16 protein-coding genes and 1 pseudogene are annotated in these 20391 nt (G+C 61.8%); 11 read left to right on the top strand and 6 right to left on the bottom strand.

Annotated features, from left to right (window positions below; genetic code table 11):
* Positions 1–70 precede the first annotated feature (70 nt).
* A complete protein-coding gene (locus QM797_RS26200) occupies positions 71–1339 on the bottom strand; it encodes a hypothetical protein (protein ID WP_349307175.1) in 1269 nt (422 codons plus the stop codon).
* Positions 1340–1548: 209 nt separating this feature from the next.
* On the opposite strand from QM797_RS26200, the gene QM797_RS26275 reads away from it, so the two are divergent.
* A complete protein-coding gene (locus tag QM797_RS26275; RefSeq protein WP_502942236.1) occupies positions 1549–1824 on the top strand; it encodes an MBL fold metallo-hydrolase in 276 nt (91 codons plus the stop codon).
* 292 nt (positions 1825–2116) lie between these two features.
* Positions 2117–2293: pseudogene (locus QM797_RS00405) on the top strand (RidA family protein); the annotation flags it as partial.
* An 857-nt stretch (positions 2294–3150) separates the two neighbouring features.
* Here the strand turns inward: QM797_RS00405 and QM797_RS00400 are convergent.
* From QM797_RS00400 to QM797_RS00380, 5 genes are all read right to left on the bottom strand, one after another.
* Complete coding sequence (locus tag QM797_RS00400) at positions 3151–4584, bottom strand: amidase (protein ID WP_283273158.1); 1434 nt, start codon at positions 4582–4584, stop codon at positions 3151–3153.
* A 10-nt stretch (positions 4585–4594) separates the two neighbouring features.
* The gene (locus QM797_RS00395; protein ID WP_283273157.1) at positions 4595–5590 is read right to left on the bottom strand and encodes an LLM class flavin-dependent oxidoreductase; all 996 of its coding nucleotides are present in this window, start codon (positions 5588–5590) and stop codon (positions 4595–4597) included.
* A gap of 43 nt (positions 5591–5633) precedes the next feature.
* Positions 5634–6965, bottom strand: a complete 1332-nt coding sequence (locus tag QM797_RS00390; protein ID WP_283273156.1) for an MFS transporter — start codon at positions 6963–6965, stop codon at positions 5634–5636.
* A gap of 92 nt (positions 6966–7057) precedes the next feature.
* Positions 7058–8104 (bottom strand): LacI family DNA-binding transcriptional regulator, encoded by a 1047-nt coding sequence (locus QM797_RS00385; protein WP_283275217.1) that lies wholly within the window; start codon positions 8102–8104, stop codon positions 7058–7060.
* Positions 8105–8250: 146 nt separating this feature from the next.
* Positions 8251–9084 carry a mycofactocin-coupled SDR family oxidoreductase gene (locus QM797_RS00380; RefSeq protein ID WP_283273155.1) on the bottom strand — a complete coding sequence of 278 codons (834 nt, stop codon included), beginning with the start codon at positions 9082–9084 and terminating at the stop codon, positions 8251–8253.
* A 231-nt stretch (positions 9085–9315) separates the two neighbouring features.
* Here QM797_RS00380 and QM797_RS00375 point away from each other — a divergent pair, with 231 nt between their 5' ends.
* The 9 genes from QM797_RS00375 (at position 9316) to QM797_RS00335 (ending at position 20335) form a co-directional block, all read left to right on the top strand.
* Complete coding sequence (locus QM797_RS00375; protein WP_283273154.1) at positions 9316–9972, top strand: FMN-dependent NADH-azoreductase; 657 nt, start codon at positions 9316–9318, stop codon at positions 9970–9972.
* 68 nt (positions 9973–10040) lie between these two features.
* Entirely contained in the window at positions 10041–11045 is a 1005-nt protein-coding gene (locus tag QM797_RS00370) for a glycoside hydrolase family 3 N-terminal domain-containing protein (protein ID WP_283273153.1), read from the top strand.
* 17 nt (positions 11046–11062) lie between these two features.
* On the top strand, positions 11063–11689 hold the full coding sequence (locus tag QM797_RS00365; protein ID WP_283273152.1) for a uridine kinase family protein: 627 nt from the start codon (positions 11063–11065) through the stop codon (positions 11687–11689).
* 259 nt (positions 11690–11948) lie between these two features.
* Positions 11949–13271, top strand: coding sequence for a histidinol dehydrogenase (gene hisD / locus QM797_RS00360; RefSeq protein WP_283273151.1), 1323 nt, complete (start codon positions 11949–11951; stop codon positions 13269–13271).
* Entirely contained in the window at positions 13271–14686 is a 1416-nt protein-coding gene (locus QM797_RS00355; RefSeq protein ID WP_283275215.1) for an aspartate ammonia-lyase, read from the top strand. Before hisD ends, QM797_RS00355 begins: the two co-directional genes overlap by 1 nt.
* A 69-nt stretch (positions 14687–14755) precedes the next feature.
* Entirely contained in the window at positions 14756–16276 is a 1521-nt protein-coding gene (locus QM797_RS00350; protein WP_283273150.1) for a PucR family transcriptional regulator, read from the top strand.
* 166 nt (positions 16277–16442) lie between these two features.
* Positions 16443–17798, top strand: a complete 1356-nt coding sequence (locus tag QM797_RS00345; RefSeq protein ID WP_349307174.1) for an MFS transporter — start codon at positions 16443–16445, stop codon at positions 17796–17798.
* 35 nt (positions 17799–17833) lie between these two features.
* Entirely contained in the window at positions 17834–18499 is a 666-nt protein-coding gene (locus QM797_RS00340; protein WP_283273148.1) for a ThuA domain-containing protein, read from the top strand.
* A gap of 48 nt (positions 18500–18547) precedes the next feature.
* Positions 18548–20335 carry a thiamine pyrophosphate-binding protein gene (locus tag QM797_RS00335; RefSeq protein ID WP_283273147.1) on the top strand — a complete coding sequence of 596 codons (1788 nt, stop codon included), beginning with the start codon at positions 18548–18550 and terminating at the stop codon, positions 20333–20335.
* Positions 20336–20391: the final 56 nt, after the last annotated feature.

Here is a 20391-nt window from a genome sequence, read left to right as displayed (position 1 = left end):
AATCTCGACAATGGTCGTATCGGTTGCCTGTTCGATCAGAGGTCGCTCGATGTACTGGGCTTGCCCCCCTTCACGATGCGGTGCGACCACCAGTTGCCGTGCCACGCCTCGAACACACAACCGCGATACCTGCGGTGAGCACGGCGGCGCACGTTGCGACCGCGACTGCGACTGCGAACGCGCCGACCACGCCGGGGTCGAAGTCGGATACCGACACTTCGTCGCCGGGTGTGGCCGATGTCCACCCGAACGTGTACGGCTGCGCGGGAGGTGCGGACAGGCTGAACACACACAGCATCGTCGGAAGTAGCAGTCCCGCTGCGGTGACCGCGGGATTCGTCGGTGCGCAGGAGAGCAGCGTGTAGGCGATGGCAACAGGAAGAACCACCGCATATGTGATCGTCGAGAATGTCGAGTAGGGCACCAGGGTGGACGCGCATATTACGGCCAGCACTGTGCAACCCACGGGTACTGACGGCGCACGCCACGCGCACACGGCGCCTGCCGCGAGGCCGAGCGCTGCGAGTGGAACGAGCCACCATGCATTCCACGCCATCGAGCCGACGGATGTGGCCCCCACAGCGAGTCCGGCGCACACGAACGCCCCATCGCGGCCGCAAACAACTGCGGCACAGGCGATCACGACGACTGTGAGACCGGCGGCGACGGCCCAGTGACCGACGGACGCGGTGTAGTCGCCGAGGAAGGAGTAGGCGACCCACACCGCCAAGGCCGCTGCCGCGATACCCCACGACCGTTCGTGCTGTTCGACGTCACTGAGCGTCACCGTGATCACGCTGGCGAACAGCACCGCACACACCACCAGAACGATCACCGGCACGACCGGTTCAGGGTAGAACGGGTCTCCCGGTAGGCCGACCGACCATCGAAATTCATCCGTGGGTCGTTGTGCTGCCCACTCGACGAACCGGTAGCCGGCTACAGCGCCGAGAACGAGCGCGACGAAAATCCCGCGCTGTTGTCGCGCCAGCAGCGCCGACGCGGCGAGCAGGAGACCGGCACCGAGTCCGGTCACCGACACCGACAGCGCGGTCGAGACATCGACCACGGCAGGCGATACGAGAACTGCGGAACCGAGAAGGCCGGTGACGCCTACGACACCTCGCCGTGGGAACCACGCGGCAACACCGATCACCGCGAGCGCCGCCAGGATCGCAACAACGCCCGCCCACGCAGGGTTCAGAAAAGCCGACGAGACGGAGGAGTCGCGCTCGGCCACCAGCAGATCGGTCGGCGGCGTGGCCAACACCGCCCAACATCCGGTGACGGATCCCGCCGCCGCGGCAGCGGCAGACAGACCGTCCCGTCGCGACATCATGACGACAACCTAACTCGATGCCGGCATCTGCGGCGGTGGGCACGCTGGTTCGGCCATAGGTTGCTGCCGCGGTAAGGCCTTCACTGGAAGCTCGTTGACGCTGCACGCAGCAACTGTTCTCGTCGTCGGCGCAGCCGAATTCATCGACCGCGCCTGATCGTACGTGCGCTCGAAGGTGCTGCGGCGCGCTAACCCCAGGTGCGGTAACTGTGGTGCCGCACCTTCCTGGCCACACGGCGGGGAGTATCGGCCTGCTCGACGAGGTGAACCGAATCCTGCTGACCGGCAGTGTCATTTACGACCCATCCGCGATCTTCGCGCGGCTGATTGGGAGCAACCTCCGTGACTACGCAATGAGCGTGCGGCGACTGCTCACTCTGGACGTCGAGCTGGTCCATTCGTCACGGGGACAGCTTCGACGGTTTCCGGCTTCGCGAGCTCGTATACGAGTATTCGGCGGGCTCGGAGGGCGAACGCTGACGTGAAATTGGAATTGCTGAGGTTTCTGCAAACGGGCCAACGTCGATGCGCTACGAGCCCGCGGTCGATGGCGTCTGCAGGCCCGAAGGCCCGTTTATTTCAATTCCGTTACGCACGAACACCTCATTGCCGGGCGCGCCGATCGAGTCGATGCATCTCTCGACACTGTGGTGGCTGCTGGGCTGAAGTCATCGCCACGTGCAGGGGTCGCCGACGTAGAACGGTCAATTCGCCCGCCGCGCGGTCAGCACACTCAGGCACAGGGGCGTTCAATGTTGGACGCTCGCCACCTTCTCCGACCTTGTTCGAGTGAACATTTACGTCGCCGGACTGGACAAAGAGAAGCTACAGACGTACCGGCGAGTCCGTGATGAAATCATCGACACCCGCAATATTCCGGCAAGCACGTTGATCGGCGTTGCCGCGCTCTTCAACGACTCCACCATCGAAATCGACGCTATCGCAGCGAACTGATCCCACGCTCTCGGCCATAGTGCCGGACCGGGCCCCGCGTCTGACGATGCTGGGCCCGGATTCGTTGTCCTGCAGTGTCCCTGGTGGATATTATCTCGACTGTGACGCACCTCGGCCCGAGGAATTCGACGCACTTTCACCCTCGACGAATGGGGCGAGTCATCGGCAAACCCAGCCGCATCCATACCCCGGCTCCCCTTCGCTTCGCCGGGTCGACAGGAAAGGGCGGCCCAGTCCAGCCCGTCGTTGTACGGACCGCGTCTTGCCTGGGCTGCAATTCGCGTACTACTGCTTCGGTGTCGACGCGCGCCGGGCGAGCACACACGAGATTGCCCAGAGGTGCTGATCTTGCCGAGAACGTATAAGCGCTGCTCCACCCTTTGGGAACTCACCGAAGCGCGCGGTCCAGCATTGCCTACGGAAGGTCCGATTCTGCTGTTACGGGTGGGTCACTCCTTCGTGCCGCGCCGTTGTGAGACGATGAAGGCTGGCAGTTGCGCGTTGCTCTGAGTGAATTGTCGTTCATACGTGTAATTGGTCGGACCCTACCGAATGGTCCTGTCCGCATATCCCTCCCACTGGCACGACATGCATGCTGCATAGACGCTGGTCATGCTGTCGGCGGGTGTCACCACCCGCTGCGCGACTTCTGCTTGGCAGCGGTCGCCGCAGGATGGGCATCGCCGAGCGAAGTCGACCTCGGGGATCAGCCGATATGGGCGTGGGCATTTCAGCTCCTCGTGGGTCCCGACCCTGAGTGCGGAATATCGTGTCAGGGCGTTCGTGTCCGATGGTGGTTCGTCGACGGTTTCGAGACACCCTGACGACCATTTTTGTTCCGGCCGGGGTCCTGTCGCTCAGAGAACGGGATGCATGTTGCGGGTTGGGCTAAGGTCTTCCAATATCGTCGCTGCACGCAAGATGGTTGACTCCGAGAGCCAGGGGGCAACTAGCTGGACACCGACGGGCAATCCATCGCGACTGGTACCGAATCGCATCGATAGAGCCGGCAAACCCGTGATGTTGAACGGGACGGTGGCCTGCATGATGTGACTGGCTGGGACCTTCTTCCCTCGGATATCGAATTCCTTGGCATTGTGGACGTGCGCAGGGACAGGCGTGACAGGGCAGAGAAGCAGATCGCACGCTCGAAAGAGCTCCGCGAAACCGTCGCGGAGGCTCTCGACCTGCTGCTCAGCATTGATGAACTCACTCATGGTTGTGTCAGGTGTGTTGTACACACCCCGTACGTACCTGTAAATGTCCGACTCGTGCCCGTCCGCAGCCGCATGAAACGCCGGTTTGATTTCCATCGCCTGTAATCGGAAAAACAGCTCGATCGGATCCACACGTTCGAGCACAGGAATGTTGATATGCCGGACCTGCGCTCCTGCAGTGGCGAGGGCGACAGCGGCCGCTTCAACGGTTGCCTGCACGTCGGGATCGATACAACCGAAACCAGGCGATGCTACCCACCCGACACGCAGAGACTGCCGGCCATCACCACCCCCGACACCGAGACCCAGGTCCGCGGTGGTCACTGCAAAGCCATCAGCGCTATCTGGCCCGGCCAGAATCCGATATGCAGAAGCGACATCACGGACCGTGCGGGCCATGGGACCTACGTGCCAAAATCGTCGAGGCACTCGTGGCCAGAGCCCGGTCATCGGAATGCGTCCGTGTGTCGCTTTGAGAGCCACGATGCCAGTGTGCGCAGCGGGCCCTCGGAGCGAGATCGCAACGTCGCTACCAAGGCCGATCGGGGACATGCCAGCGGCGATGGCAGCCGACTCGCCTCCACTGGAACCCCCGGGGGTGCGGCCGAGGTCCCACGGGTTGTTGGTGCGCCCGGACAAAAGGTTGTTTGTCTCTGTCGCATAGGAGAACTCCGGAAGGTTCGTCTTCACAAGCACAATTCCGCCCGCACGCTTCATACGGCTCACCACTACGGCGTCCACGTCGGGAATACGTCCGCGAAAGATCGGCGAGCCACGCTGAGTTAGCAAACCGACAGTGTCCATCGAGTCCTTCACGGTAAACGGCACTCCGTGAAGGGGTCCGATTGCTTCACCGGTTCTGACCGCGTCCTCAGCGATCTTGGCCAGGTCGAGTGCATCAGCTGAAAGCGTCACGATTGCGTTGACACCGGGATCCTTGGCTTCGATCCTGTCGAGATGTGCTCGCACAACCTCGACAGGCGATACGTCCCCCGCACGAATCAAAGCGACAAGTGCCGTTGCGTCCTGATCGGTGATCTCCGATACCACTGTTGCCCTTACTTCCTCGTCCACGGGTCTTCCGTCAGGAGTGGTCTAGCCCGTCTGCAGCGACAAGTCGGCGAGCACGCCCGAGATCATCGACAGAGTCCAGATAGGGATGCCCGGACGGTGGCACAAGAACAACGGTGTTCGCATACGCGTCGTGCAAACGGCTGATGCGTGCCGCGACCACCTCCGCGGTACCGACGACTGCCAGTTTATCGATCCACTCATTCGGCAACGCGCGCACGAAGTCGGACTCCGTCGCACACCGATCCTTGAGCTCCAAAATCTCATCATGTATTGCCAGGTGTCGGATATGCGCACGAGATTCAGGCCGTGCGATGTTTTTCAACGACCACCGGACTCTTTCGCGTGCAGTCTGGATGTCGGAATCCACAGCTGCGACGTTGTACGCCACGATGTGATGTGGGGTTGTAGCCCCGATGTCTCGGATCGCAGATTGAATATACTCTTCGGTCGCTGGCTCGGCGAGAATCGTGCCGTCTGCGAACTGCCCCGACAGGGCTAGCGACTTCGGTCCGCGGACCCCAGCCAAGACCATCGGAATCGAGTCGAGCCGGTTCTCCAGGACGACATCGGCCAGCTTCACGTGGCGACCTGCGAAGTCCGTAGGTCCGTCACTGGCGAGAATTGCCCGGACGGTGGACAGTTGCTCGCGCAGCAGTTGAAGCGGACTCTCGGGCCACACACCGGCTTGTTCCATCCAGCCCTGCATGCCGTGGCCGAGACCCAAGGTGATTCGGCCTGGATACAACTCGGCCAGGAACGAGGTCTCCAGTGCCACGGCGACGGGGTTCCTCAGAGCAGCAGGAAGTATTCCGATACCGACCGTGAGGGATGTGGTTTTAGCCAAGACTGTTGCGGCCTGGGCAAACCCACCCCGGTAGAAACAGTCTTCGGCTAACCACAGTTGATCGAATCCATTTTCTTCCGCCTTGTGGATGAAGTCCACGAAGAGCTCTATGGGCAGATCCCGCGGTATCATCAGGCCCACGTGATTGTTGGATTTCGTCATTGAAGTGTCCTTCGATCTGGTCGGTATGTCCAATTTATTTCGATCAATGCTTATTCGCGATTCCCTGACGTTCGATATACAAGGAATACGCAGCGACGATCACCCCTGTAAGGACAAAGGCAGCGCCCACTGGTCCCAGCATCGATATCGACCAGCCAGACGAAATTACGACGGAGCCGGCCGAAGCACCGAGTGCATTGGCGATATTGAACGCCGATTGGCTGGTTGCCGACGCCACGGTCGGGGCAAGCGGTGCTTGATCGATCAGGCGCTTCTGAATAGCAAGTTCAGCAACGAACGCCGCCGCACCGACGAAAAACAGTGCAAGTGCCATACCGATTATGCTGTTCGCGACCGACGGCAGCAGGGCTAGAAACAAACCGAATACGACAAGCCCCCCTATCAACGTCACCTTGACGTTACGGTCTGCCGCCCACCCGCCTAGAGACGTTCCCAGTGTGAAACCGACTCCGACGAAGGCCAGGACCCAAGGAAGGTATTTGCTGTCTAGACCGGCTTGCTCCACCATCAGAGGGTCGATGTACGCGTACGCCGTGAACAAGCCCGCGAACCCAATGGCGACCGTAGCAACCGTGAGCATGCTGTGCCGGTTGAGTAACCCCTGGAACTCCTGGCGAAGCGATGGCCGCGCGAGCTCCAACTCATCGGGAATCGCAAATCGAACCGCAGCAAACGCAATCGCACCCAGTACTGCTATCGCAACGAATGCCGAACGCCACCCCAGCACTTGCGCCAGCCACGTACCAGCCGGCACCCCCACCACGTTCGCGATGGTCAGACCGGCCAAGATCACAGCGATCGCTCTACCGTGGCGAGACGGATCTACGAGCGAAGTTCCGACGACTGCGGCAAGTCCGAAAAACGCACCGTGCGGCAACCCGCCGACGAAGCGGACTACCAGAAGCCACTCGAACGATGGTGCGACGGCCGCGGCGAGATGCGAAGCCACAAAAAGCGACAAAAGGATGAGAAGTGCACGAGGTCGGGGTACTCGATTCAGCAAGACGATCATCGACGGCGCGCCGACTGCGACGCCCAGGGCATACGCTGTTATCACTCCTCCTGCCGCAGACACAGTTACATTCAGCGACGACGACAGCAGCGAGAGCATTCCCATCACAACGAACTCGCTCGTTCCGATGGCGAAAGTCCCCACCGCGAGGGCTGCCAGCCCCAGAGTCGCAGTAGAGGGACGAGTGCTGGTCATTGTCATGCGGAAGTTGCCCCCTTCTTTTGCACCAAAGCGCCAATACTTCAGCGCCGAGCAACGGACAGCAATGCACGTTATGTGTCGCAAATTGACGAAATCTGCACAGCTCGAGTACTGTTCTGAATCTCGGTCGATCGCGGCCAAGTGGAGAGTCAGAGCATGGATCCGGTGACGTCGACACCCGGCGGCGTGCAAACGGTCTCGAAAGTTCGAGCGACCACGTGATCGCCTACTGCTCAGTACTCCTTGACGCGGCCCGTGGTCGAGCGAACTACTAATTGAGTGCGCTTGGTGACTCGCCGCTTCCGTTGGCCGTCGATTCGGTCGAGCAGCATCTTGGCGGCTGTTTTACCTTTGTCGACCAGTGGTTGCCGGATTGTCGTCAGACCCAGCATTTCCGCGATCGGTGCATCATCGAAGCCGATGACCGAGATGTCTCCTGGGCTGGCGATATGCCGATTACGGAGTGCAGCGAGCGCTGCTGCCGCGTGTACGTCGGAGGTTGCGGCAATAGCAGTGGGGCGCGTCAGGGCAAGGAGCCGATCGGTCGCGGCCATACCGTTGGCCCGATCTATTCCGAAGGCCTCGACGACGATCATGTGACCCCCTGGGGTGTCGCCGACAACGTCGAAGTATCCGGACAATCGCTGCTTGATGTACGAGTCGGAGGCGCTGTCGAGGTCAGATCGAGAAAATGGTGCGGTGCCCGGGTGGGGAGACAGTCGGTCCGTGACGACGCCTATGTGTCGGTGGCCAAGGTCGACGATGTGACGCATTTGTTCTCGTGCGGCCTCTCGATGGTCGATGGTCACCAGTGGTATGCCTGCGATATCGGGTGAGTCGATTGCCACCGTCGGGATGTCGTGTCGAAGTAGCTCGGCAACGATGGGGTCGGTGTTCGGTATGTCGTGAAGTATGACCCCGTCGACCAAGCCGCGAAGCGCTGCCGACGCCCCGGATGATCTGTTCGTTTCGCTGCGGTTGGTGGAGAGCAGAGTCAGTGCGACATCTGCCAGCTCACCGACTTCGACAATCCCCTTCATCAGCGACGTCGTGGAGGGGTCGTCGAGCGCCGAAGAAAGTGCGTCCGCGACCACCACTCCGACAACCCCCACTCGCCCACGCCGAAGCGAACTGGCTGCACTCTGCGGGCCGCGATATCCAAGCGATGCCGCCACGTCGAGGATGCGATCTCGCTGTGCCGGTGACACTTTGGGGGATGAGCTGAACGCGTACGACACCGCCGCCTGCGATACCTCCGCGGCGGATGCCACATCCCTCATGGTGACGATGACGACCCCCGGCTTTCGACTGTTGCCCGCCGCCTCCACCTTCAAGATGTCGGCCTCTCGCTTACCCTATTCTCCCCGAGGCCCGCTACTACTCGCGCCACGTCCGTTGGGCGAGTAGTAACGAGACACGTCGGAGTTCAGGATTTGACGATGAATCCCGCATCGATCGGCAATGCCGTGGCGGTGATGTACCGACCCGGCTCGGTCACCAGATACAGAATCGCGTTGCTGACATCCTTGGGTTCGATCCAGGGCACGGGAAGGATGTGTGTCCCCGTGAATGCCTCCTCGACATCACTTCGGGTGGGCTTGTCGAGATCCGGCCGAAACAGGCCGTAGACGAAGTCGTTGTTGATCATGTGGGTGTCGACGCAAGTGGGGTTGACGGAGTTGACTCGGATCCCGTACTGCCCCAATTCTCGGGCCAGGGAGGTCATCAGGCCGGTCGCACCATGCTTCGAGGCGCTGTAGGAGGAAATGTTCTCGGCACCCTTGAGTGCTTCGGTGGACCCGGTGAACACGACACAGCCACCATCCCCTTGTTCGATCAGAGTGGGAACCGCAGCGCGGATGGTGTGGAAGACACCGTTGAGATTGATGTCGATCATCTCGGCCCAGTCTTCGGGGTCGATCAGCCATGTCTTGTTGCCGGAGCAAATTCCGGCGTTGGGTAGGACGATGTCGATCCGCCCGAACTTTTCCAGTCCGCGGTCGAACACGTCTTGCACCCGCTGGGCGTCTCGAACGTCCGCGATCTCGGCGTGTACTCGACGCCCGGCCTCCTCGATCAGTCCGATGGTGGTGCGCAGGTCATCGTCGGTGGACCCGTCGTATGCGGTGGTCGAGGGTTTGCTGCAGAGATCGAGGCCGATGATGTCGGCCCCCTCGCGGGCGAGGGTCTGCGCGTGCGACCTGCCCTGGCCGCGCGCAAGCCCGGTGATGAAGGCTACTTTTCCGTCGAGCTGTCCCATGAATGCTCCTGAAGTCGAGGGTTGGGGGGGGTTGGGGGGGGGGGCGGCGACTGGTGTCGGAACCTGCCGCCTGCTGAGACTCGGAGTGAAAACCGAGTGCCAGTGATACGATTCACTTGCTGAGTGAAACGTATCACTCGATCTCGAATCCTGGGCGATTTCACCGTCAGGAAGTGTTCTTGATCGATCGGTTTCATTGCTGAACAATCATTTTCGAGCTGGAGGTATGAAGTGAAGACAGTACTGGTTCTGGATTCTTCTGCAGATCCCGCAGCATCGGTCTCACGCGAGCTCACCGAGGCGTTTATGTCGTCGTGGAGGGCACGTGAGGGAGCGTTCGCGGTGGTATACCGCGATCTCCATGCCCTCCAGCTACCGCATCTGCCGCATCCCGCGTTTCATTGGGCACCAGAAATGCGCGATACGACAACACAATTGCAGCCTGAAGTCGTAGCGCTGCAGAACGAACTCCTCGAGGAGTTGATCGCCGCCGACGCGGTGGTGGTGGCAGTGCCCATGTACAACTGGTCGGTACCGTCGACGTTGAAGGCGTGGATCGACTACGTGCACGTACTCGGAGTGACAACACCTGTCGACGACCGGATCACCCGTCCACTCTCGGGTCGGCCCGCGTTGATCGTGTCGAGCCGCGGTGACGAATACGGCTGCGGCACGGCCAATCCGAATGGTGATCACGCCGTCCCGCCGGTGTACGCGCTCCTGTCGGAAGCGTTCGGAATGAGTACGGAAGTGGTGACGGCAGACTTGACGCTCGCGCGCACCCTGGGTGAACTGTCCCACCGCGTCGAGGACTCGGACACACAGCGCCAGAGAGCCAAGGACGATGTCGTCCGCACTGCGCACCGCTGGTTCACGGACACACACTAACGACCGACCCCGGATCCCGAACGACCGTGGCTCGAACTCGGTCGATCACACCGAAGATGGAGATCACCATGAATGGCTCGTCCCGAGACGTCTACGCGTTGCTCTTTCCCGTCGTCGACTCCGTCGATGCCCCGCAGTGGTTGTGTGACGGCATAGCTTCTGGCGTGCAGGCCGTCATTCTGGGGGAGTCCCGCTCGGAGTACGTCGCCAGAACCATGTCCGAGGAACGCCGCAGCAGCGAAACCCGGACCGGTCTGAAGAACACGATCAGAAGCATCCGCGCCGCAGCGGGCGAGAGTGACGTTCTCATTGCAGTCGATCAGGAACCGTGGGGAATTCGACGGTTGCACGCGCTGGTGCCCGCGCTCGACATCGCACCCGGTGACGACGTGGCGACATTCGAGCGCAAGAGTTTCCAGATGTCGACGGAGGCCGACCGACTGGGTGTCGGAATGCTTCTCGCGCCGGTCCTCGATCGGCTCAGTGGACACAATCCGTGGCTGAACGGGCGAACACTGACAGCCGACTACGACCGGATCGGTTCCCTCGCTGCGGCATTCGTGTCCGGGGCTCGTCGAGCCGGGATTGCAACAGCGGTAAAGCATTTTCCAGGGTTTCCCGTCGTCACCGCCGATCCTGCCCTCGACCTTGCCGAAGTACCGAAAGGCGAATGGACGACGGACTCGTTGGAACCGTTTCGCGACTGCATCGCGGCAGGAACTGCGGCGGTGATGGTGGGTCCGGTACCGGTTCTCGACATAGACGCCACAGAGCCGGCCACGACGTCCAGGGCGGTGATCGCGCTGCTGCGCACCGAGCTCGGGTTCGACGGTGTGATCATCGGTGACGATCTCGGTGCACCGGGCACAAGGATGGGTAGATCCGTGCCGGAGACAGCGCTCGCCGCGGTCCGAGCCGGGGTGGACCTACTGTTGGTGTCCGGGCCCGAGGAGATGACTCAGGTCGCCGAGCGTCTGGAAGCCGAAGTGGCAGTCGACGAGGCCTTCGCAGGCACTGTCTCGGCCTCAGCCGCCAGGGTTCGTGCCCTGGCGACTCGGCGACGTCCGAGCTGACTGCGAGGGGCTTGAAGGTGTCGACAGGAGACAGTGAGAAGAACCGGACACACATTCCGAAACGAGTCCACCGACAAGCAGAGCAACCTCACCTGCTTGTCGAAGTACTGCGCCGCCTGACCGCACACGTTCGCAATCGCCCCGCCCTGGTGGCCATCGACGGACGCAGCGGTTCCGGCAAATCGACCCTGGCCGCCACCATGGCCGCCCTGTCTCGAAACGTGGCCGTCGTCGCGTCCGACGACATCGCCTGGAATCAGTCGTTCTTCGACTGGGCACAGCTGGCCAGAACGAACCTGCTCGAACCGCTGCACCAATTCGGGGCTCCGGTCTCGTGGCGACCGAGCGCGTGGGCCGAACACAACCGGCCGGGCACCATCGATGTTCCGGCCGGCACCTCGATGGTGCTGCTCGAGGGCGTGGGCACTGCGCGCGCCGAACTCGCTGATCTGATCGACATCAGTATCTGGGTGGAGGTCGATACCGATACCGCACGTCGGCGTCTGAACACGCGCGGGAGTAGCTCGGGCAAGCCGGAGGACTCGGAGTTCGTCAGCTCGTGGCTGACCGCCGAGGAGCGTTTCCTCGCCCTGGACCGACCGTGGATTCATGCCGACATCGTTGTCGACTCCTCACCTCGGTGAGTGCGCACCCCACAACGGACTGTCGATTCCGGCATGTCGGCGGTTACAGACGCCCCTCAGATCACCCGCACCTCAAAAACTACACGTTCTGTCGCGGATAAGGCGGTGACTGTTCCCATTCTGTATCTGTGGTCCCTATCGCTCAGTTGACACGATGGTTGCACTTCCGGATCAAGAGCCCCGGTGCCCGGCCCGTCTCGACTCCGCACCGAGGTTCCAAGTGGTCCGGGTCGGAGAGTTACGAAGAAGGAGCCTGTCGATGTCGTTAGTCATGAAAGCTGCAACGGGGGAACCCGCCGGCCGCACCAGCAACCCGGCCGTTGTCGACATCGTTGCCGGAGTTATCGCCGACATCCGCGCCAACGGTGACGATGCGGTGAGCCGATACTCCGAGAAGTTCGACAAATGGGGACCAGCGTCGTTCCGTCTGTCCGAGGACGAGATCAGAAATATCGTCTCGTCGGTACCGGAGACGGTTCTCGACGACATCCGGTTCGCACAGAAGCAGATCGGCGGTTTCGCTCGCCACCAGCGTGATTCGATCCAGGACTTCGAGGTCGAGACGATCCCCGGAGTCTTCCTCGGGCAGCGCAATGTCCCGGTGAGCGCATCGGGCGCGTACGTCCCCGGTGGACGTTACCCGCTGACCGCATCGGCTCACATGACCGTGTTGACGGCCAAGGTCGCCGGTGTCGAGAGAGTCGCCGCCACTACTCCACCGAACGACGGCACGCCGCCTCCAGTCAGTGTTGCTGCCATGCATTTGGCCGGAGCTGACGAGATCTACGTTCTCGGCGGAGTGCAAGCTGTGGCAGCGCTCGCCCTCGGTACCGAAACGATCGATGCAGTCGACATTCTCACCGGCCCCGGAAACGCATATGTGGCGGAGGCGAAGCGCCAGCTGTTCGGCGAAGTCGGCATCGATCTGTTCGCCGGGCCGACAGAAACCCTGATCGTCGCGGACGACTCGGCCGATCCGTTCACGATCGCCGTCGACCTACTCAGTCAGGCCGAGCACGGTCCGGACTCGCCCTGCATATTGATCACCAACTCGGAATCGGTCGGCAGAGCAGCGCTCGAGCACATCGAGGATCTTCTTCCGGGCTTACAGACCAACGCGATCGCCGGCCCCGCATGGCGCGACCACGGGCAGGTGCATATCACCGACACCATCGAGGACGCGTACGCACTCGCGGACAGGTTCGCCTCCGAGCACGTACAGATCTTGACCGAAGAACCCCGGCGCGCTCTCGACGCGATGCGCAACTACGGCGCACTTTTTCTTGGTGAAGGAACCTGTGTTCCCTACGGAGACAAAGTGATCGGAACGAACCACGTGCTGCCCACGCTCGGGGCGGCACGCTACACCGGCGGGCTGTGGGTCGGGAAATTTCTCAAGACCCTCACGTACCAGGAAGTGCGCGACCCTGCAGCCAGCGCACAAATCGGTGAAATCGCAGCTCGCCTGTCCCGGTTGGAGAAGTTCGAGGGACATGCCAGAAGTGGCGACCTCCGCGCAGCCAAATTCGGTGGGGGCACGCTCGATTGGGCGACACTGCCTGTTCGCACAGCTGCCGAATGATCAGTCGAGTCGAACACGACCTACTGGGCGATCGCGACGTGGCCGACGATGTTCTCTACGGCGTGCATACCGTGCGTGCGATCGAAAACTTTCCGATCACCGGGATTCCGATCTCGGTGCATCCGGAACTGATACACGCGCTGGCGGCAGTGAAGCAGGCTGCCGCCAGGGCGAACCACGAGCTGGCGTTGATGCCCGATGACATCGCACGCGCGATCGACTCGGCCTGCACGGAGATTAGAGACGGCAAGTTTCACGACCATTTCGTCGTCGATGTCCTTCAAGGCGGGGCAGGAACTTCGACGAACATGAACGCCAACGAGGTCATCGCGAATCGCGCACTGGAACTACTCGATCTCCCGCGCGGTCGCTACGATCGTCTGTCGCCGATCGATCACGTCAACCTCGGCCAGAGCACCAACGACGTGTACCCGACGGCGATCAAGGTGGGCTTGCAGGCCGCAATGGCGGGCCTTCGCGGAGGGTTGACTGAGCTCGTCGAATCTCTCGCGGTCAAGTCGGACGAGTTCTCGACCGTGCTCAAGGTCGGACGCACGCAGTTACAGGACGCCGTGCCGATGACGTTGGGCCAGGAGTTCGGCGCCTGGAGTTCGATGCTCGGTGAGGACATCGACCGCCTGGCGGAGTCTGCGCTGCTGATTTCGGAGATCAATCTCGGCGGTACCGCCATCGGAACCGGACTCAACGCGCATCCGATGTACGCCGAGGCCGTCACCGCACACCTGAGGCAGATCACCGGATTCGACGTGGTGACCGCATCCAATCTGGTCGAAGCGACCCAAGATGTCGGTGTCTTCGTCCAGTTGTCCGGAGTCCTCAAGCGCACCGCCGTCAAGATGTCCAAAATTTGCAACGACCTGAGGTTGCTGTCTTCAGGACCGCGAGCAGGATTCGGCGAGATCAAGCTCCCGAGTGTGCAGGCCGGGTCGTCGATCATGCCCGGAAAAGTCAATCCTGTCATCCCGGAGATGGTCAACCAGGTCGCCTTCCGGGTCATCGGTAACGACTTGACGGTGACGATGGCCGCTGAGGGTGGACAGCTGCAGCTCAACGCTTTCGAACCAGTGATCGCGCATTGCTTGTTCGAGTCCATCGAACTGCTCGACCGTGCGTGCCGTGTGCTTGCCTCGAAGTGCATCGACGGAATCGAAGCCGACGTCGACAGAATGCGAGCGATGGTCGAGGCTTCTATCGGCGTCGTGACCGCTCTCAACCCCTATATCGGCTACCGGGCGGCGACAGACATTGCGGCGCAGGCATTGGCCAGCGGCAAGACTGTGACAGAGCTCGTTCTTGCGAACGACCTTCTCACCGAGGAACAGCTCACTGCGGTGTTGTCTCCGGCCAATCTCGTCCATGGAATACCGCCGTTACCGGCGACGGCAACGTCGTAGCGTGTCGCTGCGGGTGCTCCGCCCTTCACGTCGACTCCAGCCCGGACGCAGATGCCCTAGGGTCGAGCCATGATATTGACCGTGGCTTCCGTGCTGGACCTGGAGCCGTTCGACGGTGCAGGTGTGCGCGTTCTGACGGGGGCGGGGCACCTCTCCCGAGAGGTGCGGTGGGTACATGCCTCCGAACTGACCGACATCGCTCGATACTTGTCCGGAGGTGAACTTCTGCTGACTGCCGGCACCGGTCTCGGCGAGACGGACGAGTCACAGCGGCAATATATTCGAGACATTGCTACGGCCGGTGCCGCAGCTCTGGTCGTCGAAGAATCTGGAAGGATTTTCGAGTCCGTTCCGCTCGCCGCGATCGACGAAGCCGCAAAATTCGATCTCCCGCTCGTCGCCCTCTCCCGTGAGATCGCCTTTGCCCAGGTATCGGCAAAAGTGCACGAGGTCCTCACCCAGATCCGTGTTCACACGCTTACTCGCGAACGCGAGATCGAGGCCGAGTTCTCGGAGCTTCTTCTTCAGGGTGCGGACCATCTGGCCATAGTGCGTGAGTTGGCTCGGGTGACGGGGGCATCGGTCGTGCTCGAGAACATCGTGCATCAAGTGGTGGCGTACCTGGGAAAATCTCAGGGCGTCAACCACATGGTGGACTCCTGGGAACTGCACTCGCGCGAGTTACATCATGACGACGACGATCTCTGCCTTCGCCGGACGGTCTCCATGCGTGGTCAGCCATGGGGCTGGATTCACTTGCTGTTCAACGGAGATCGGACAGCGACCGAGCTCGACCGGTTCGCAGCAGACCGAGCTGCGACGACGGTCGCCGTCTCACTGTTGACCGACCGAACCAAAGAAGCTCGGGATGATCAACGCAGCACTGCGCTGATCACCCGCCTCATGCTCGGCGATCTCACCGGCGCCGAATTCGCTGATCGCGCCCGGCAAGTCGGGTACAAACTGTCGATCGGCAATGTCGTCGTTCTGGTGCTCAACCACGACGGTCAACATCCCGGCGAGCGGCCGGGCCTTCCGTATATCTCGGCTCATCTCGGCGACTACTCGCTCATCGTCCTACCCGAGCATGCGCTCGGCAGCTCCGAAGTTCGCGCTCTGATGACGCACACGCAGGCAGGCGGAGGAATCAGCAGAGCTGTTCCGGTGGAAAATGTATCGGTAGCGGTCACACAAGCGCAGAGCGCAGCGACGGTGGCCAGGTCACTATCGAACCGCCCCGTACTCCGTTTCGACGAACTCGGCGTCGAGCGAATCCTGGTCGCCCTGGGGCAAGGCCCGGAACTGGCGAATTTCGTTCGCGACGAGCTGGGCCCGATCCTTGCGTTCGACGCATCTGCCGCGAACAAACTCATGCCGACGTTACGTGCCTTCCTCGACAGCGATGGTCGCAAGAGCGACGCCGCTGCCGCGCTGTTCGTTCAGCGTCGCACCCTCTACAACCGACTCGAACGCATCTCATCGCAGCTCGGGCGATCGCTGGACGAACCAGCCACCCGGCAGCGCCTGCTCCTCGCAGTCAAAGGTCTGGACCTACTCGGCAGCGACCCGGCCTCGCGTTTCGGACCGTGAGCGAAATGCTCTGAAGCGGAGCAGGCAACACCGGCTCTCCGTCACGTGGCGTTCACCGAACTTGCCCATGGCGTGTATTAATTCTCGAAATCATGCACAGTCTGTTTCTGTTGGTTGCGTCAATAGCTTCGTAACGTGACCTGCAGCATATGAGCGGAATCGGCCCGTGCGATTGTCGCCGGATCGCCACACTCCGCCCAGTGCCCACGAACCGCCCCGCGGGGCCTGTCGAAGGACCACCATGACTGTCGAACAATCACAACCAGCATCCCGGTTTCGGCTCACCCGACTGCGAAAAGCACGGTTGGCAACGTTTTTCGGATTCTTCCAGCTCGGTGCAATGATTCTCGTCTGGTCGACGTCCACGTCACCACTGCGCGAGCATCTCGGTTGGGGCGGGGAAGGCGGCGATAGCAACTTCGGGCTGCTGGCTCTGTCAATCGGTATCGGCGCAACTGTCGGGTGCTTTGCAATCGGCCCCTTCATCGACCGCTACGGCCCCCGAGTGACCACCACGTTCACGCTCGTCTTGTACCCCCTGATCTACATCCCGCTTGCCTTTCTCGACGGACTGGCCGTAGCAATGATCTTCGGCGTACTCGTAGGTTTGCTGCGTGGGGCCGGAGACACGGCAGTCAACGCCCACGGCGTCCAGGTCGAGCGGTACTACGGCCGGCCGATCATGTCCGCGTTCCACGCCGCCTACCCGGCCGGCGGCTTCCTGCTCGGCCTAGTCGGAAGTGCGTTCGCCAGGCACTACATCGATAACCCAGCGGTGCTGTACATCTCGACGGGTGTGGTGATGTCCGTTCTCGGCGCCGCGTTCGGAAAGTGGATGCTCGGCCAGGACGAATTGCTACCCCCGGAAGCCGAACAACAGCCATCGAACAACAGCGAGCACAGCGGCAGCCCCAAGACGACAGCAACTCTCGCCATCATGGTCGGTTTCGGAGTCCTACTTTTGGGATCACAGCTTTCGGAGGGTGCCGTCATCGACTGGGGCCAGGAATTCTTTCGTCGCCACATAGATACGACCGCAGCGATGGCAGCCACCGCCGTAACGGTGTATTCGGGTTCGCAGTTCGTCGGTCGTTTGTTCGGCGACCGTCTGGCCGAGGCCGTGGGATCACGAACCGTACTGGCAGGTAGCGGTGTCCTCGGCTCGGCAGGCGCGCTGACGGCGATGCTGGCCGGCAACACAACCGTCGCGCTGGTTGGCTTTGCGATGCTGGGGCTGGGGCTGGCATGCATGGCACCGCTGATGCTGTCCGCCGCGGGTCGACGTGACCCGGCCAATGCCGGACGCAACATCGGCTTGGTGAACGCCCTGGGCTACGGCGGAATGCTTGTCGGACCGGCCGCGATCACCGTCATCGTCGACAAGTTCGGTATCGGTTTCGTACCCGTACTACCGGCGGTTCTGCTCGTGCTGGTTGCGTTGTTCGGACCCGCCCTGATGAAGACCGCGCCCAAATACCTGCGCCGCGAAGAAACCGCTGTCGAGACTTTGACCTCTCGCTAGTTCAGCACTGCCAACGACACACGGAAGGCCTCACGATGACCAAGGTTCTGTACCTCTACGGAGGATGGCCCGGCCACTACCCGTACGAGATCGCCGAGTGGGCGCGGGGTGTGTTCGACGAACTCGATTATGACGTCGAAGAGACGCAGGACATCTTCAAGCTCGACGGGGATCTCACCGGATACGACCTGATCGTTCTCGGTTGGAACAACGCGCTCACTACCGAGGACCTCAGCGATGCTCAGGAGAACAGCCTGTTGAAGGCGGTCGAGTCGGGCACTGGAATTGCGGCCTGGCACGGTGCGGCGGCCGCTTTCCGAGCGAGTCTCAAATACCACTTTCTCCTTGGCGGCGACTTCATCGAGCATCCCGCCGGTGAGGCATATCCGCAGCCGTACACGGTGACGATCACCGATCGCGAGCACCCGGTTACAGCAGGAGTGGAGAACTTCGAGGTTGCCTCGGAGCAGTACTACATGCACGTCAACCCGAACAACCACGTGCTTGCCGAGACGACGTTCAGCGGGGAACACCTACCGTGGCTCGAAGGACACCGCAGTCCCGTTGCCTGGGTTCGCAATTGGGGACAGGGCCGGGTGTTCTACCACTCGGTCGGACACGACCCCGGCAACCTGCAGGACCCGAACGTGCGTCTTCTCACCAAGCAAGGCCTCCAGTACGCCGCTCGTTCCGCGCACTGACCCGAAGCCGATATTCAAGTAGCTCGCCATCGAAGAAAAGGAAAGTCGATGCCCAAACTCACAGGCGGCCAAGTGGTCGCTCAGGTCCTCAAGCAGTACGGAGTCGAACACGTTGCCGGCATTCCCGGGCACGGCATCTGGTCGCTGACCGACGCCTTCCTCGAAAAGGGCTCCGAAATCCCGTTCGTCCAGGTCTTCCACGAGCAGAGCGCAGTCCACCTCGCCGACGGCTACTACCGTGCGTCCGGTAAGCCGATGGCGGCAGTGACCTCCATCGGTGCAGGCGCAGCAAACACCATCCTGGGCCTGGCCACGGCATACGCCGACTCCACGAGCCTGCTGTGCATCACCGGCGGCCCGCCGACCCACATGCGCGGCCACGGACTGCTCCAGGAACTCGATCGCCACACCGACAACGGCTTCCCACAGGTCACCGACGCCGTCTCGAAGCGGAGTTGGGTCGCGACCCGTGTCGAAGAACTGCCGTTCATCATGCACCGCGCGTTCAGCACCATGCTCACGGGACGGCCCGGTCCTGCCCACATCGAAGTCCCGATGGACGTACAGGCCGAGTCCGCCGAGGTCTCGCTGCACGACCTGAAACGTCGACTGCCGGTGGGAGTGTCACACCCCGACCCACGGGCCATCGAGCAGGCCGTATCGGTTCTGAACGAATCCCGCCGGCCCGTCATCGTCGTCGGTGGCGGTGCGATCACCTCGAACGCCTTCGACGACGTTCTTGCACTCGCCGAGAACTGGTCCATCCCGGTGGTCACGACCTGGAACGGCAAGGGTGCCTTCCCCGAGGATCACGAACTGTTCGCCGGCAGCGTCGGTCAGACCGGAACCATCGTCGGCAACGCAATTGCCTCCAAGGCCGACGTGGTCATCTCGATCGGGTGTCGCTTCACCGACTGGTCGTCGTCGAGTTACGCACAGGGCGTGACCTTTTCGATCCCGCCGGCCAAGCTCGTACATATCGACATCGATCCGCACGAGATCGGCAAGAACTACCCGGCCGAGGTCGGCATCGTCGCCGACGCCAAGCCCGCGGTAGCCGGTATCGTCGCCTCGCTGCCGTCTGCGCGGCCCGATCGCAGTGAGTACCTCGCCGAGCTCGCATCGCTCAAAGAGGAATGGGAAGCCAAGCTCGCAGGGCGTCGCGATTCCGATCGCTACCCGTTCACCTCGCAGCGCCCCCTCGGTGCACTCCGCAACGTCATGGACCGCGATGGAATCATCATCGCCGGATCGGGCAACACCCAGGGGGCCGTCAAGCAGACGTTCCCCGTCTACCAGCCGCGTACGCACCTGACCTCGGGCGGTTTCTCGTCCATGGGCTGGGCAGTTCCGGCCGCAATGGGTGCCAAGCTCGCAGCTCCCGACCGGCAGGTCGCCTGTGTACTCGGGGACGGCGACTTCCTGATGACTGCACAGGAAATCGGCATCTGCGTGACACACGAGATCCCGGTCGTGTTCGTCGTGCAGGACAACTCCGGGTTCATGTCCATCCGCGGTGGCCAGCGAAAGCAGACCAGCCGCCACATCGGCACCGAGTTCAACCGTCCAGATGGCACGCCGTACAGCCCCGACTTCAAAGCTCTCGGACAGGCATTCGGGCTCGAATCGTTCAAGGTCGAAAGTCCTGCCGATCTGGAAGCGACCTACCAGAAAGCGTTCGACAGTAATGCTCCGGCACTGATCGAAATACCCACCGACCGCGACGCAGCCGGTCCGTGGGTCCCGGGCTGGTGGGACTTCCCGATCCCGTCCTACATCGACGACGAGCGTCAGGGCGAATACCAGGAATTCCGGGCGAAAGAACAGCACCTCTGATCGAAGAACCGCACAGTCCCGAACCGCTCATTTTCATATCGAAGAGGTGAAGCAAA

The sequence above is a fragment of the Rhodococcus sp. IEGM 1381 genome (assembly GCF_030056795.1).
Lineage (GTDB): Bacteria > Actinomycetota > Actinomycetes > Mycobacteriales > Mycobacteriaceae > Rhodococcoides.
This window is presented reverse-complemented; position numbering and strand designations above follow the sequence as displayed.